We start from the raw sequence: 15228 nt of genomic DNA on the forward strand, positions 1-15228 counted from the left end.
TTTGATATAAGAATGAAAATCCGCCTCAACTTCTGCATCAAAGACCAAAGGACAAGACCTAACAGGGAGTCATATATGACCGATGCTCGCAAAAAGTAAGGCGGATTTCTACCATGGTAAAGAAGGATTACGCAGGTACGTCTATTTAATGGAAATATTTTTCAACTCGTTGAACAACGTCATTTGCTGAAAGTCCATCAGCATCAATCACAGGTCCATCTATTACAGGATCACTTATTCCCATGATATCGCGATCCTGTCCTGTGATAATGCAGGCATCGCATTTTTTAGCATCCTCTTCATTGCGTAGTTGAATCACTTCAAAGCCCTTTGCCTTTAAAGCATTCTCAATATTCGATAAGGATTGTTCAATACCAATAATTTTAGACATTATTTGTCCACCTCCTACAACTAATGTGCCAATTCCTATTGCTTCTTATGCATAGAATCGAGCGCCTTAGTTTACATCACCTAAATAAATCGCTGTTTTTTGGCCTTGTCTATATTGTTGTAGCTGGAGGATAAGAGCTTTTGGATATAGCCGATAGCTAGCAAGCTGGTCCAAAGGTACCCATTCTATACCGACTTGATGGGAATCAGGCTGGATTGGCTGGTATGTTATATCATTTAATTGACATAAAAAATAATATTCTATTTGATGAGCATGCGCGTCAAAGGCGGCATGCTCATGGTTTTTGCCAATATATTCTCGAATAAACAGCAGCTCACCAATGACAACGGAAGCACCAATTTCTTCAAGACATTCTCGCAGGAGTGTGGTATGAAATGTTTCTCCATGCTCCTGCCCACCTCCGGGACAAAGATAAAAATAGCCTTCTGCATCTTGATTTTTTGTTAATAATAGATGATTGTCTACAATCAATATAGCTTTTACAGAATTTCTAATCATTCATCAATCGCCTCACTTATTTGTAATGGGTATGACTAAAATGTGTATGGAATGTCTAGCTTAATAAAAAGGGAGGATGAGGTATGTATTCCATCGCCAATTTTAAAATACTTGTTGACAAGCAAGCAGAAATAGACGCAATTTATCAACAGTGTACGCAAATTATCGAATCAACGGTTACACCAAAATTACATGCAGAGGTTGATCGCTTGCTAAAGCTAATAGAAGATAAGCTATCAAAGCAGGGCTTTACGGTGACCAAGACATCCACAGGCTTAATTGCTAATTATCAAGAGGCAACGATTAATGTGGATAAGCATTCAAAAAATTTAGAGGAATGGTTTTTTATTAATTTAAATAGCTTTGCTGAGGATCAAGTAGGCCTTGTATTAGATATATCACCTATTATGATGCCGAAAATATCCAATCAACTAGATGGTTATACAGATATTATTGAGCAAATGACCGATACGCTAAAGCAAGCAAAAAGCCTCCAAAAAGCTTGCACAAATCCAACATTTATTTATAAAACACAAAATAATAAAGTGTTTCAGTCAGCGCAGGACGTAGTGGATTATTATTTTCAATCCTAGCAGCAGACAGTAGTAGGACAAACGACAGGCATGGTTTGTCCTATTCTTTTTTTATAGAGAGCGATAACAGAAATAGCAGGTTCTTCCTGACTATATTTGTTAAAATTTATAAGTATACAGCTATATTTCATAGATATTTAATGAAAAATTGATATATTTAAGGATATAGGTAATTTGTAAGGATGATTACTTACCTTAATTTGGTGAATAAATAATAAATTAGATGGAGTTTTGTTGCAACTATTTTCGGTTATAGTGCTAATATGAGCATTACTTCATTCCATTATTAAAAAGTTATAGGTGAGGGGCTGGGTGACATGGAACAATATAGCACAGCTTATTTTCAAAAGCTAGATTTATTAGCAAGCTTATATGCAGGGCAGGCCGCATTAAAAGGTTCTATACCGACTGAGAAAATCAACCAAATGGAGCGCTATCGACAAATTGAAGCGGCGATTGCCAAGCTAAATAATGAAATTCGACTGATTGAACGGACGATTTTACGATCCTCTCGTTCTATAGAAAATTGTTAATAGCAGCTCACCATATGTAAACACAATGCATATGTTTTCCATCAAAAAAGAAGCTCACATTTAGGAGCTTCTTTTTTGCCTATGTTATTGAACAAGTGTTAGTAAAAATTGATCGCGATCTGTTTCTTTCTGCATTTTATGATCCACTAGCATCGCTCCAGATTGCACGTTGGTCATCGCACTGTCTACAAGAAATTGGACATTGACCTTTGCGACTTTGCTGTTAACAGAGCAATCTCCCTCAACTTCAACTACATCCTGCCCCTTTTGTGTTTCAAAATAAATCCACGACGGATTTTCACAGGCAGAGGCAAAGGCATCCTCTAATGTTTTTGTGTGCTCTTCATAAGAATAATTTTTTACATATGTAATGTATTCATTGTCTGTTATATCTTTTTGTGGACCATAAAAGTACCAAAATATCCCTAAAATGCCGATTGGCACAATCCACAATATATTCCTTTTACTTAATTTTCGCATACATACATCCCCCTTTATAAGCATATTTTAACACCTTCTTCCGCATTATTGCTAGCTTACGATAATATTTTCTAAAAAGAGAATGGATACTAGGAAGTATAATGAATGCAAGCTATTTTTTAAAATAATTGTTAAAATAAATGTATATATGACACAATTGATCAAAGGAGTGATCGGCATATGAAATGTTCTTTGTTTTTCATAAGTGGTGTATTATGTAGTAGCTTATTGCTAACAGATGTTCAAGCGACTGTTGCTACACCGATTGCTGATAAGATAAACCGTCCAAATATTTCGATTAATGGTGAAAAACAAGCATTACAAGGGGTTATTTCTCCAAATAACCACACGCTTGTACCCTTTAAGGAATTTTTCTCTGCACTGAATATCAAGGCAACGTTTACTAATCAAAGTAAAACAGTCGTTGCCACAAATCACGATACAACACTGATATTAACGGCTGGTAAAACAGTAGCGCTTCTGAATGGCAAAGAGGTGCAATTGCAGCAAGCACCACAAATTATGAATGGCAGAATGTATGTAAATTTGCGCTTTATCGCCGAATCATTTGGCGGGACGGTGCAATTCGATCAAAAGAAGTTAGAAATTTCCATTAACTTTCAAGATATCACAGGTCTGACATCTATTTGGGCAAATGCCTTGAAAACAAGGGATGGCAAGCCTCGCTATCAAATGATGTCACAAAGGGCACAGGAAAGATTTGTGCAGGAGCAAATCAATGTAAATGGTGAAGAAGGAAAATATGTCATCGGTGTGTCAAGTCCGTGGGTGGTTGATTTTGAATTTGAGATAGAGAGCATGACCGCAACAATTCTATATAGAACAGCAACAAGTGAACCTGCCTTTTATCAAACAAAGGAAATCTTAACATTTATCGAGGAAAATGGTCAGCTAGTGGTGGATGACTATCAAACTATTTTTGAGGATCAGCCGATAAAATAAAGAATCTTATGGTATGCTACCTATAAGGTGCTTTCTCCTTTTGAGGAAAGCACCTTTCTTAGTATAGAGAAAAGGAGGTTGCCTATGCAGAAAGGAAAACGCCGCTTGCTTCTAGTAATTGCACTTCTTATGACAGCGTGTCTCTTGTTTATCGGCATCAAGTTGCAACCTGCTAAAGAGCCAGTATCACCTTCCGTTGAAGAGGAGGTTCAAAATAGTGAGGCATTGGTTCAACATATTGCCAGCCTAGCCCAAGAAGGGAAAGTGCCAGCTGTGCCGTTTGTAGTAGGTCAGGCAGATAAAAAAGCCGTTTACCAGCAATGGGGAGAGCCTCAGCAAGTGTCAAAGGCAACAAATGGAGAATACGAAGATTACTCAGATCATCATGTAACGATCGGCTATCAAGGAACACGTGCCTTTGATATTCGTTCTTTTAAAGCAGATTTACAAACGATTCATTTGGCAGCTATTAAAAATAGTATGGGTGAGCCTGATGAAAGCCGTTATTATCAAGATGATACAACAGATCAAATAATTCTTGTCTATCAGGTAAATGATACCTATCAGCTTAAGTGGATTTTGCCAAAGCCAACAGATGCCAATAATGATCCTGTTGTCCATCATATTTCTGTCTATACAACATTAGAGGAGGATACTGTGGAGCAGATGAGCTTAGATGAAAAAATCGGTCAAATGCTATTTGCAGGTGTGTCAGGTACAATACTTCAGCAGGAAACAACAAACTTGATGCATCAGTTGAAAGTGGGCGGACTTATTTTCTATGCCAATAATCTAGCAACGCCTGAGCAAACGGTGGGACTGATCAATGCGATAAAGGCTGAAAATGAGGCAAATCGCTTTCCACTTTTTATTGGAACAGATCAGGAGGGTGGTAATGTCACGAGATTACCTGGTAATGTGAGAAATTTCCCAACAAATAAGAAAATTGGGGAGATTAATCAGCCACAGTTTTCTTATGAAATTGGTCAATTACTGGCGGAACAATTAAAGGCATTTGGCTTTAATCTTGATTTTGCTCCTGTGTTAGATGTGAACAGCAATCCCAATAATCCAATTATCGGTGATCGTGCGTTTGCAAGTCATCCCGATATTGTGAGTGAACTAGGTATTCAAACAATGAAGGGGCTGGCGTCTCAGCAGATTATTCCAGTGATCAAGCATTTTCCTGGGCATGGTGATACAACGGTAGATTCTCATTTAGAATTGCCAAAGGTCACAAAAAGCTTGGCAGACTTGCAGCAGCTAGAGCTGATACCATTTAAGGCAGCTATTGAGAAGGGAGCAGATGTGGTCATGGTGGCACATATTTTATTGCCAGCGATAGATGCCCAGTATCCTTCCTCAATGTCGAGGGAAATTATTACAGGCATTTTACGCAATGAGCTTGGCTTTGATGGGGTTGTTATGACAGATGATATGACCATGAAGGCAATTACTAATCATTTTGAGATTGGGCAGGCAGCAGTGGATGCGATCAAGGCAGGCAATGATATTGTGTTAATTGCCCATGAGTATGCCAATGTAGAGGCGGCTGTAGGGGCAATTAAAGCGGCTGTTTCTAATGGTGAACTCACAGAAGAACGCATTGATGAAAGTGTTCGCAGAATTATGCAGCTCAAACAAAAATATAAGCTCAGCAATAACCCAGCAGCCACAGTTGATCTTCACAAGCTCAACACAGCAACTGACAGGGTATTGAATACTTATATGAAATAATCATAAAAACGAACTATCTCCTAGAGTATTTTGGAGATAGTTCATTTTTTATTATTGACGATAGATAAGCTGTACAACACCAGAGGAAAATGTTTTGGTTTGAATGAGTGTTAGCTGAAGTCGCTCTGTAATATTTGTAAATAAGGGCTTGCCTTCACCTAATACAATAGGGTGAACAGATAAGCGAAATTCATCTACAAGTCTTAAATTGATAAATGTTGTAATGAGACTGGCACCACCGTAGAGCCAAATATTTTTGCCCTGTTGATGCTTGAGCTTGAACATTTCCTCGGCAATATTTTCACGAATAAAGGTAATATTGTCATGATCGTCTTGCTGTGTTTTTGAAAAGATATACTTGTCTTTGCTATGGATAAGCGACCAAAATTGTTGCTCTTCCGCATCATTTGTTGACGGTGTATATTGTCCCCATGCCTCATAGCTTTTTCTGCCATATAAAATAGTATCAATCTCGTGCAAAAAGCTTGTAAATTCCATGTCAGGCTCCATAATGCACCAATCCACTTCACCGTTTTTACCTTCAATAAAGCCATCTAATGTAACCGCTAAATCTAATATGATTTTTCTATCTGCCATAGTTACGCTCCTTTCGAGAGAAGCTTGATTCTATCATGATGGAATGAAATAAACAAGGAAGGTTGGTCAATAAACGCACGAAATTGGGTGATAAAGCTGCTAAATTGGGTAATAACTTTTTCATCTAGGGTTCATAATAGTAGCTGCTTTGAAACATTGTTAATTTCTTAGTATAATAAAGAACAAACATTCGGGTAAGGAGCGTTTAGCTATGAAATTTATTTTAGCCGAGAAGCCATCTGTTGCGAAAAATATTGCAGATGCCTTATATATTAAACAGAGGCAGGACGGCTTCTTTGAAGGCAATGGTTATATTATTTCGTGGGCTTTTGGCCATCTATTACAGCTTTATGATGCGAAGGACTATGATCCCAAAATGACAAAATGGCAGATGGAGAACTTTCCATTTATTCCAGAACATTTTCGCTACAAGGTAAAACTGGATGCCAAAAAGCGTGGCAAGGAAGATACAGGCGCAAGGAAGCAATTAAAAATTATTCAACGTTTAATCAATCGTTCGGATGTACAGCTGATTATTTCAGCCTGTGATTTTGATCGTGAGGGGCAAATTATCGGCGATAGTATTATTTATCAGCTAAATCGTCAAAAGCCTGTGTACCGTTTGCTATTAAATGAGTGGACAGCGGAAGAGGTGCGTAAAGAGCTAGCGACTATCAAGCCCAATAGTGAATTAAAGCCATTGCAGGATGCAGGGGTGAGTCGGCAATGGGCGGACTGGCTGATTGGCATTAACCTGACATCTGTTGCGACATTAAAATACCAACAAGGCACAGGACAAGCCTTAAATATTGGACGTGTGCTACTACCAACCTTAAAAATTATTTATGACCGAGATCAGGAAATTGAACGCTTTGTCCCTGAAGACTATTTTAAACTAGTAGCAAAATTTAGCACCGATGATGGACGAGTCTATGAGGGCATCTATTATGAAAATAAGGTCGATAGGTTTAAAAATAGAGAGGAACTAGAGCGTATTGAGCAAGCGCTCCATAATGAGCAAGCTACTATAGTTGATAAAAAAGTAGAGCGTAAAAAAGAATATCCACCAATGCTCTTTAATTTATCGAATTTACAGGGTTTTATTACGAGTAAGTATAAGGGCTGGACATCTGATAAAGTGCTCAAAGTGGCACAAACACTCTATGAAAAAAAATATATTACTTATCCTCGTACAGCCAGTGTCGTGTTAGAGGAAAGCTTAGTCGAGAAAACCGCTAAAGTGCTGGAGCGCCTTAAAACAGGCTTACCGTATGAGCATGAGATTCAGTTCGCAAAGAAGAAGCGAATTTTTGACAATGCAAAAGTGGAAAGCCATAGTGCCATTATTCCTACATATGTGATGCCGAAATCATTACCCACAGATGAAGCAATTGTTTATCAGGCCATTAAAAATCGTTTTATTATGCAGTTTATGCCTGTTGCGGAGTATGAGGAAACACGTATTATAACAAAGGTGCAGGAGATACCTGGAATTTTTGCGACAAAGGGAAGGGTGCAATTAGTGGAGGGCTGGAAAAAGGTTGAGGGCATAACGTCAACGGATGTTATTTTGCCACTTGTTCATGTCAATGAGCCTGTTGATATTATAGAGCACCAAATTACAAAGCATGTCACAACACCACCTCAGCGTCATACTGAAAAAACATTACTGCGTGTAATGGAAACATGCGGCAAAGGTGTGGAGGACCCTGCTACTATGGCAGCTATTTTAAGCGGCTATAGTATTGGCACACCTGCTACACGCGCTGAAACGATTAAAAAGCTGCTGACGATTGGCTATATCACAATGGATAATAAAAACTTAGTATGCACAGAGCTTGGGCGCAATTTAGTGGAAACCTTCCCTGTGAAAGATTTATTTGATTTAGAATTTACAGGACGACTAGAAAAAACATTGGCTGATATTGAAAAAAGAAGGTATTCCAAAGAGCAGTTTTTACATTTTATTTGCCAATTTACAGTTCGAGCTGTAGAAACCATTAAAAATAGCGAAGATGTGACATTAAATAAGGTCACACGTACGAAGAAAAAGTTTGAGGCAGTTGGCAAATGCCCTCTATGCGGCCATCAAGTCATTGAAGGGCATAAGGGCTTTGGCTGTAGTAATTGGAAAAATGGCTGTCAATTTGTTATTTGGAAAAATGATAAATTTCTTGCAGCATTAAAGAAAAAGCCAACGAAAACAATGGTGAAAGCCTTACTTACCAAAGGGACGGTGTTGGTGAAAGGCTTAACAAGTAAAAAAGGGCAGAAATTTGATGCTTATTTACAATATACAAAGAATGCAGATAACGACTATTTTAGCTGGCAGATGCATTTTCCAGATAAAAATCAATAGCTATTGCTGAAAGGGGTTGTCCATATACGGCCCCTTTATCGTAAGCCGCATAAGCTGTGTCGCCATAAATTTGGGTGTATAGGGCATACCTTGCTCAAGCCACCAAATAATGACCTCAAGAAAGGCAGCAGCATAAAAACGCACAGCCATATCACGCGGCACAGTAAGCTTCTGATCGTTAGGCTCCATTAAAGCAATACCGTTTGCCACAAACTCAATAATAATATCCTTTAGGCCAGCCGCAAAATACGGAATATTTTGCTCTGTTAAATAAACCTTATAAAGCTTGCTATTAAACGCAATTTGCTCAAATAAATGCATAAATGTTTCATGGGGCTGGTCGTAATTGGGTAATAAATCAACTTCCTTCTTTTCACGCACAGTTGGCTGAATACTGCTTACTAATTCCTGTAAAATTTCCGCTGAGCTTTGATACAGTAAATCTAACTTATCACGATAATGTAAATAAAAAGTGGCACGATTCAAGGTTGCACGCTGGGTAATATCTTGCACAGTAATTTTCTCATAGCCTTGTTCATCAATTAATTCTACTAATGCATCTCTTAATAACTGCCGTGTTCTTCTTACACGAGGGTCTAATTTTTTCGACATTTTTAAGCTCCTTGTATTAAATGTATTGTTTTGACAACATACTTATCTTAAATGTTGTCAATACGTCATAAATGGTGTAAGCGTTGTTTGCCCTTTGTGCGTAAAAGGTTATAATTATATTAACGACACAGTGTCGATAATACAACTAGTTGTTAATGAATTCACGAATTGTTCATTTATAGAATAGAAGGGAAGTTTTTTAGATGGGACGTTTAACTGGAAAAGTAGCAATTATTACAGGAGCAGCAATGGGTATGGGTGCTTCAGAGGCAAAGCTTTTTGCACAAGAAGGAGCAAAGGTCATTGCAACAGATGTGCAAATCGAGCCCTTGATGAACTTAGTCGCAGCCATTAAAGAAAATGGTGGAGATATCATTGGTCTCCAGCATAATGTAACATCTGAGAATGAGTGGAAGGCCGTGATTGCAGAGGCAGTAAAGTCTTATGGCAAAGTCGATGTGCTTGTCAACAATGCGGGCGTGTCATCTCCAAAAACAATTGCCAATATGGAAATGGATGAATGGAATAAAGTCATGGATATTAATTTGAATGGCTGTATCATTGGCATGAAATATGTCATTCCTGAAATGCAGAAAGCTGGTGGCGGCTCAATCATCAATATTTCTTCCATTGGTGGTATTGTGGGAATGGCTGGGACAAGCCCATATACAGCTGCTAAAGGAGCGCTACGTGTGCTTTCAAAATCGGCTGCTATTGAGTACGGCAAAGATAAAATCCGTGTCAATTCGGTTCACCCAGGTATAATTGTCACACCAATGACAGCCCCTACAATGGAGGAAGGTGGCGCATTGCCTTATTATCAAGCATATACACAGCTACCGTACTTTGGGGAGCCTGAAGATGTAGCGTATGGCGTTGTTTTCCTTGCCTCTGAGGAATCACGCTTTATGACAGGTGCGGAGCTAGTTATTGATGGAGGCTGGACAGCCATTTAATAGCATGAACAAAACTAGGTATCACAGCAATGTGAGCCTAGTTTTTTTATATGGATTAAGATTGATCCTAATGATAAAAAGGGGGGAGAATTTTGTTAAGTAATCCCTGCACTTTCACAAAATCTTAATAAACACAAACATCGTACCTTATAAAGCATACTATAGGAAGAGAAAGCGTTTTCTTCATTAAAATTATGTGAACATCCTGAAAAAAATGCATAAAAACCTTAACTATTTCAAATGAAATCCGTATAATAAATCAAATAGTACGAAAATTGTCCATTTTCTCGATAAATTGCGTGAATTTTTGAAATTGTATTGACGTGGGAAATGATAATTTGTACACTGTGTACAGTCAAATGTTTTTTATAGGAATACAATTAATTTGAAAAAGTTAGGATTTGATAGATATGATCGTATGTAAATTTGGTGGAACATCTGTAGCAAGTGCAGAGCAAATTCAAAAAGTAGCAAATATTGTGAAATCTAATCCAGCACGTAAAATCGTTGCTGTTTCAGCGCCAGGGAAACGCTCTGGTGACGATATAAAAGTAACAGACCTATTAATACAGCTAGCAAATGCAGCGCTACAGCAGGAGAATATCGAGGAAAAATTGCAAACGGTTGTTGCTCGCTATCAGGCGATTGCAGACGGTTTGGCATTAGACTATGTTATTTGTGATATTATTGCTGAAGATTTACGTGAACGTGTGCAAGGTGATAAAACAAACATTGATTTATTCGTCGATAACATTAAAGCAGCAGGTGAAGATAATAACGCGAAGCTGATTGCCGCTTATTTTAATGCAATCGGTATGCCCGCTCGCTATGTAAGCCCAAAGGAAGGTTTGGTGGTTAATGATTTACCCGAACGTACCTTTGCTTTACCAGAGGCCTATACAAATTTAGCGCCATTAAAAGATACAAAAGAAATTATTGTGTTCCCTGGTTTCTTCGGTTACACTAAAGCGGGCGTATTGCGAACTTTTGACCGCGGTGGCTCTGATATTACAGGCTCTATTTTAGCAGCAGCCGTTGAAGCGGAGCTCTATGAAAACTTTACGGATGTCGATTGTGTATTCTCTGCGAATCCGAAGGTTGTTAATGATCCAGTGGAAATTAAAGAAATTACGTATCGCGAAATGCGTGAATTATCCTATGCAGGCTTTTCCGTATTCCATGATGAAGCGTTAATGCCTGTCTATAAGATTGGGGTGCCAGTGAACATTAAAAATACAAATAACCCTTCAGCCCCAGGTACACGTATTGTACCGAGCCGTCCTGCAACAGGTCGTCCCGTTACAGGTATTTCGGCAGACAGTGGCTTTTCAACTTTATATGTCTCTAAATATTTAATGAATCGTGAAGTAGGCTTTGGACGTAAGCTACTACAAGTTTTAGAGGATGAGCATATTTCCTATGAGCATACTCCCTCTGGTTTAGATGATATTTCCGTTATTATGCGTTCAGACCAGCTAACACCAGAAAGTGAAGCACGCATTATTAACCGTGTAAAAGAAGAGCTACATGCAGAGCACGTAGAGATGCGTCATGGCTTTTCAATGATTGTAATCGTTGGAGAGGGAATGCGTCATAATACGGGATTAGCTGCTCGTGCTGCTACAGCGATTTCAAAAACAGGTGCAAACATTGAAATGATCAATCAAGGTTCGTCTGAAGTAAGCCTTGTTTTCGGTGTCCTTCAGGAATATGAAAATCGTATTTTACAAGCGCTATATGAAGAGTTTTTTGCTCATGCAAGAGCTTAACACAACATCCACACTAATCCAGGTGTTCTTTGCTTGGATTAGTGTTTTCTTTTTGTGGAGAATACGGTAAAATCGAGGGCGTACATAGTTGGGAGGGGCTTACGTGAAAAATTTATCAATCGGTATGTTGTTTTCGGTTATTGGAATCGTTATTGTTTGTTTAACGATTATGAATATTTTGCCGTCATCAACAAACACAATGAAATTTGTCTACATAGGCATTGGATGGATCTTTATTATTATTGGTTCTGTCATTCGCTTTAAGCATCTTAAACAAAAACAATAACAGTGCTGGGCAAGCATAAATAATTTAAGTATAATGTTAGAGCATCAACAGTACAAATTCTTCTTGCAAGAATTTGTTTTTTTATGTGCCATTCCAGACGAATAAAAGGAGATGAAAAGATGCCCATACTGAGCAAGGAACATATTGAAATTGCTGACAACTATGTTGCACTCCGAGCCACTTCGCCATTAAAGGTTGTATCCTCAGCGATGCATAATCCTGGCTTTGGCTATTATACGCATTTGATGAACCGCACAGTGCCGATTACATATGATGAAAGGCAGCCCCACCATGAATATCAGCAATTTTTGCAGGCACAGGGCTTTCCTATCGACAATACAGTGGCAATGATGACGGCTGTCCAAGCTAAGTTTGCAACTGTTCAGGAATTTACATATGAAGGTATCCATATTGTTATTATGATTACAGCAGGGCTAGGAAATGCTGTCGATATTACACGTGCTTTTCATCGTACAGAGCAGTATCATGCAGGCACTATTAATACATGGGTAATAATTAATGGCAAGCTGTCTGATGAAGCATTATTTCAGGCGATGATTTCCACGACAGAGGCAAAAGTGAAAGCCTTGATGGATGAAGAGGTGACAGACCCTACAACAGGCACACAGGCTACAGGTACCTCTACAGATAGCTTACTGATTGCCTCTACAGAAAAGGGGGACTACCATCAATATGCAGGGCCCATTACGATGCTCGGCAAGGTGATTGGCTATGGTGTCTATACGACGATGCGTGAGGCAATTGGCAACTATAAAAAGGATAAAGAGGAGAAGGCATAATGATAACACTCATAATTGCCTGTGTAATAGGGCTTATATTCGACCTAGTAATGGGTGATCCGCCAAAGCTGCCCCATCCTGTACGCTGGATTGGCAAGCTGATTCAATCACAAACCGTTTTATGGAATAAGGGAAAATGGCGTAAATTACGCGGTATGGTGATGGCACTAGCAGTTGTTGGTACAACCATGTTTGTGGTTACACTGATTGTACTGCTGAGCTATCAGGTAAGCTTGCTCTTTGGCATCGTCGTAGAAGGACTATTGATTGGCATTGGATTGGCACAGCGCAGTCTTAAGGAAGCAGCAATGGCGGTGTATGTGCCACTTGTCAACGGGGATTTGACGGAAGCACGGGTGAAGCTCTCCTGGATTGTAGGGCGTGATACGGATAAGCTTGGCGAGGAAGAAATTGTTCGTGGTGTTGTGGAAACTGTTTCTGAGAATACTAGTGATGGGGTGACAGCTCCACTCTTTTATGCTTTTTTATTTGGTGCAATCGGCTTATGGGGCTATAAGGCTGTGAATACATTAGATTCAATGGTTGGCTATAAAAATGACACCTATAAAGATTTTGGGATGTTTTCTGCCAAGTTGGATGATGTGTTAAACTTTATTCCAAGTCGTCTTACAGGCTTACTACTAGTACTTGGGACAAAAAATGACACCAACTGGTCACTTGGCAAAAGGTTAAAGCGTTGGGTACAGGATGCAAGGAAGCATCCAAGCCCTAATAGTGGCTATTTAGAGGCAGCAACGGCTGTGCAGCTCGGTATACAGCTTGGGGGCAAAAATAGCTATCAAGGGGTTGTTTCTCACCGCGCATTAATGGGAGAAAGGCTAGTACCTTTAACGAAGGAGCATATTATGGGATCGATTGTGCAGATGCGTATGGCCACATTGCTCTTTACACTTGTGATGCTGGCAGTGGAGGTGTTGATCTATGTTATTGCCTAATCATGGTGCAAATCCGCAGCATCTCTATCAGCAAATAGGCTTACAGATGCCAACAAAGGTCTATGATTTTAGTGAAAATGTTAATGCAGCAGGACCACCAGCCTTTGTGGAGGCATGCTGGCAAACATTTTATCCGTTGCTTCAACGTTATCCAGATCCACATGGCGAGCCTTTTCTAACAAAGGTGGCAGCCTTTCATCAGGTGGCAAAGGATAGGATTGTCCTAGGAAATGGCGCAGCAGAGCTATTTAATGCGCTGGCAAGACGTTATGCACAGAAGCGTGTCATTATTGTGCATCCAACCTTTTCCGAATATGAGCGTACACTACGTACTGTCGGGGCAACGATTATGTCAGTGATTGTCACAGATTTTATGGCGTATACATTGCCAATGGAACAGCTTAAGCAGGCAATGGTGCAGGCGGATGCGCTTTATCTTTGTACGCCTAATAATCCAACAGGAGTATTGCCTAAAAAAGAGGATATAGAGGCATTAATAGCGCATGGAGCCGCAGTTGGCTGTGAGCTTGTGCTGGATGAGGCTTTTATGGATTGGGTGGACGAGGCATCTTCCATGATTCATACTAGCATCAAAAATCCGCATGTTATCGTGGTACGTTCCATGACAAAAATGTATGCGATTCCAGGCTTACGACTTGGCTATTTAATCGCCCATCCACAAATTGTAGCGTCATTGCGAGAGGTGCTACCACATTGGAATATAAATGCCTTTGCACTAATCATTGGGGCAGGCTGTTTGGATGAGCAACACTATTGTCAGCAGGCGATTGCCTATGCTACCACACAACGGGAGCAACTAAAGCGCTATTTACAGGAAAATGGCTGTCAAGTAACAAATAGCGTGACCAATTATGTTTGTTTCTCTTTACCTCGTGACCAGCAGGTGGATCGCTTTTTTACATATTGTTTAGCAAAGGGCGTTGTGATGCGCCATACCAAAAACTTTCAAGGCTTACAGGGGCAGTGGTTCCGCATCGGCATCAAAGATGTAACAGCGATGACTTACTTATATCATTGCTTGCAAGGATGGTTTAATGAGGAGAGAGCAATGTGACAACTTTTTATGTAGTAAGACATGGAGAAACCGTATGGAATCAAGAGCAGCGACTACAGGGCTGGCTAGATTCGCCATTAACGGCTAATGGCAGAGAGGCTACTCAAAAGCTTCAGCAGCAATTACAGTCCATTCCCTTTACGGCTGCTTATAGTAGCTCAAGCGGCCGAGCACAGGCAACCATGTCGATTTTAACGGCTAAGCGACAGCTACCTATCTATTATGAGGCCGATTTACGAGAAATCTATTTAGGGAATTGGCAAGGGCAGAGGATTGAAGATATTATCGCTACAGACGGACTGAATTATGAGCTATATACGCATTACCCTGCACAATATATAGCGGCACATACCGAAAGCTTTGGGGCTGTCACAGAAAGAGCCATGTTTACGCTCAAAAAAATCGCCGAGCAGCACCAGAAAGAATATATACTAGTTGTGTCACATGCTGTTACCATTAACTGTATGCTAAATGCGATTTTAAAACGCAATATTAGCGAGCTCTGGGCAGTCCCCTTACATGGAACAAGCGTAACGATTATTGACTATAAAGACCAGCAATGGCTTGTTAAAGAAATTGGCAATATCGATCATTTATAAATA

17 protein-coding genes are annotated in these 15228 nt (G+C 39.6%); 12 read left to right on the top strand and 5 right to left on the bottom strand.

Annotated elements, in window-relative coordinates; genetic code table 11:
* Positions 1 to 145: 145 nt before the first annotated feature.
* Entirely contained in the window at positions 146 to 391 is a 246-nt protein-coding gene (locus MHB44_RS10185; protein ID WP_341302666.1) for a YkuS family protein, read from the bottom strand.
* 66 nt (positions 392 to 457) lie between these two features.
* Positions 458 to 910 (bottom strand): NUDIX domain-containing protein, encoded by a 453-nt coding sequence (locus tag MHB44_RS10190; RefSeq protein ID WP_341302667.1) that lies wholly within the window; start codon positions 908 to 910, stop codon positions 458 to 460.
* Positions 911 to 993: 83 nt separating this feature from the next.
* On the opposite strand from MHB44_RS10190, the gene MHB44_RS10195 reads away from it, so the two are divergent.
* Positions 994 to 1503, top strand: coding sequence for a hypothetical protein (locus MHB44_RS10195; RefSeq protein ID WP_341302668.1), 510 nt, complete (start codon positions 994 to 996; stop codon positions 1501 to 1503).
* A 317-nt stretch (positions 1504 to 1820) separates the two neighbouring features.
* Complete coding sequence (locus tag MHB44_RS10200) at positions 1821 to 2036, top strand: hypothetical protein (RefSeq protein WP_341302669.1); 216 nt, start codon at positions 1821 to 1823, stop codon at positions 2034 to 2036.
* A gap of 84 nt (positions 2037 to 2120) precedes the next feature.
* Here MHB44_RS10200 and MHB44_RS10205 read toward each other — a convergent pair whose 3' ends face one another.
* Complete coding sequence (locus MHB44_RS10205) at positions 2121 to 2516, bottom strand: glucosamine 6-phosphate synthetase (protein ID WP_341302670.1); 396 nt, start codon at positions 2514 to 2516, stop codon at positions 2121 to 2123.
* A gap of 180 nt (positions 2517 to 2696) precedes the next feature.
* Here MHB44_RS10205 and MHB44_RS10210 point away from each other — a divergent pair, with 180 nt between their 5' ends.
* Both MHB44_RS10210 and nagZ read left to right on the top strand, forming a co-directional pair.
* Positions 2697 to 3479, top strand: coding sequence for a copper amine oxidase N-terminal domain-containing protein (locus tag MHB44_RS10210; RefSeq protein WP_341302671.1), 783 nt, complete (start codon positions 2697 to 2699; stop codon positions 3477 to 3479).
* An 84-nt stretch (positions 3480 to 3563) separates the two neighbouring features.
* Entirely contained in the window at positions 3564 to 5216 is a 1653-nt protein-coding gene (gene nagZ, locus MHB44_RS10215; RefSeq protein ID WP_341302672.1) for a beta-N-acetylhexosaminidase, read from the top strand.
* Positions 5217 to 5267: 51 nt separating this feature from the next.
* On the opposite strand, the gene MHB44_RS10220 is transcribed toward nagZ, so the two are convergent.
* Entirely contained in the window at positions 5268 to 5813 is a 546-nt protein-coding gene (locus tag MHB44_RS10220; protein ID WP_341302673.1) for a dihydrofolate reductase family protein, read from the bottom strand.
* Between the two features lie 211 nt (positions 5814 to 6024).
* Here MHB44_RS10220 and MHB44_RS10225 point away from each other — a divergent pair, with 211 nt between their 5' ends.
* On the top strand, positions 6025 to 8172 hold the full coding sequence (locus MHB44_RS10225) for a DNA topoisomerase (protein ID WP_341302674.1): 2148 nt from the start codon (positions 6025 to 6027) through the stop codon (positions 8170 to 8172).
* Here the strand turns inward: MHB44_RS10225 and MHB44_RS10230 are convergent, their stop codons facing one another.
* Positions 8173 to 8784, bottom strand: a complete 612-nt coding sequence (locus MHB44_RS10230; protein WP_341302675.1) for a TetR/AcrR family transcriptional regulator — start codon at positions 8782 to 8784, stop codon at positions 8173 to 8175.
* Positions 8785 to 8987: 203 nt separating this feature from the next.
* On the opposite strand from MHB44_RS10230, the gene MHB44_RS10235 reads away from it, so the two are divergent.
* The 7 genes from MHB44_RS10235 to MHB44_RS10265 all read left to right on the top strand — a co-directional run bounded on the left by MHB44_RS10235 (position 8988) and on the right by MHB44_RS10265 (position 15225).
* Positions 8988 to 9740 (top strand): glucose 1-dehydrogenase, encoded by a 753-nt coding sequence (locus MHB44_RS10235; protein ID WP_341302676.1) that lies wholly within the window; start codon positions 8988 to 8990, stop codon positions 9738 to 9740.
* 410 nt (positions 9741 to 10150) lie between these two features.
* Positions 10151 to 11509: an aspartate kinase gene (locus tag MHB44_RS10240; protein WP_341302677.1), complete on the top strand. Its 1359-nt coding sequence runs from the start codon at positions 10151 to 10153 to the stop codon at positions 11507 to 11509.
* Between the two features lie 103 nt (positions 11510 to 11612).
* On the top strand, positions 11613 to 11795 hold the full coding sequence (locus MHB44_RS10245) for a hypothetical protein (protein ID WP_341302678.1): 183 nt from the start codon (positions 11613 to 11615) through the stop codon (positions 11793 to 11795).
* Positions 11796 to 11914: 119 nt separating this feature from the next.
* Entirely contained in the window at positions 11915 to 12595 is a 681-nt protein-coding gene (locus tag MHB44_RS10250; RefSeq protein ID WP_341302679.1) for an adenosylcobinamide amidohydrolase, read from the top strand.
* Complete coding sequence (gene cbiB / locus MHB44_RS10255) at positions 12595 to 13551, top strand: adenosylcobinamide-phosphate synthase CbiB (protein ID WP_341302680.1); 957 nt, start codon at positions 12595 to 12597, stop codon at positions 13549 to 13551. Before MHB44_RS10250 ends, cbiB begins: the two co-directional genes overlap by 1 nt.
* Positions 13538 to 14626, top strand: a complete 1089-nt coding sequence (locus MHB44_RS10260; protein ID WP_341302681.1) for an aminotransferase class I/II-fold pyridoxal phosphate-dependent enzyme — start codon at positions 13538 to 13540, stop codon at positions 14624 to 14626. Before cbiB ends, MHB44_RS10260 begins: the two co-directional genes overlap by 14 nt.
* A complete protein-coding gene (locus MHB44_RS10265; RefSeq protein WP_341302682.1) occupies positions 14623 to 15225 on the top strand; it encodes a histidine phosphatase family protein in 603 nt (200 codons plus the stop codon). The genes MHB44_RS10260 and MHB44_RS10265 overlap by 4 nt, the downstream gene beginning before the upstream one ends.
* The last annotated feature ends 3 nt before the right edge of the window (positions 15226 to 15228 follow it).

The sequence above is a fragment of the Lysinibacillus sp. FSL H8-0500 genome, assembly GCF_038051955.1.
GTDB classification, from domain to species: domain Bacteria; phylum Bacillota; class Bacilli; order Bacillales_A; family Planococcaceae; genus Lysinibacillus; species Lysinibacillus macroides.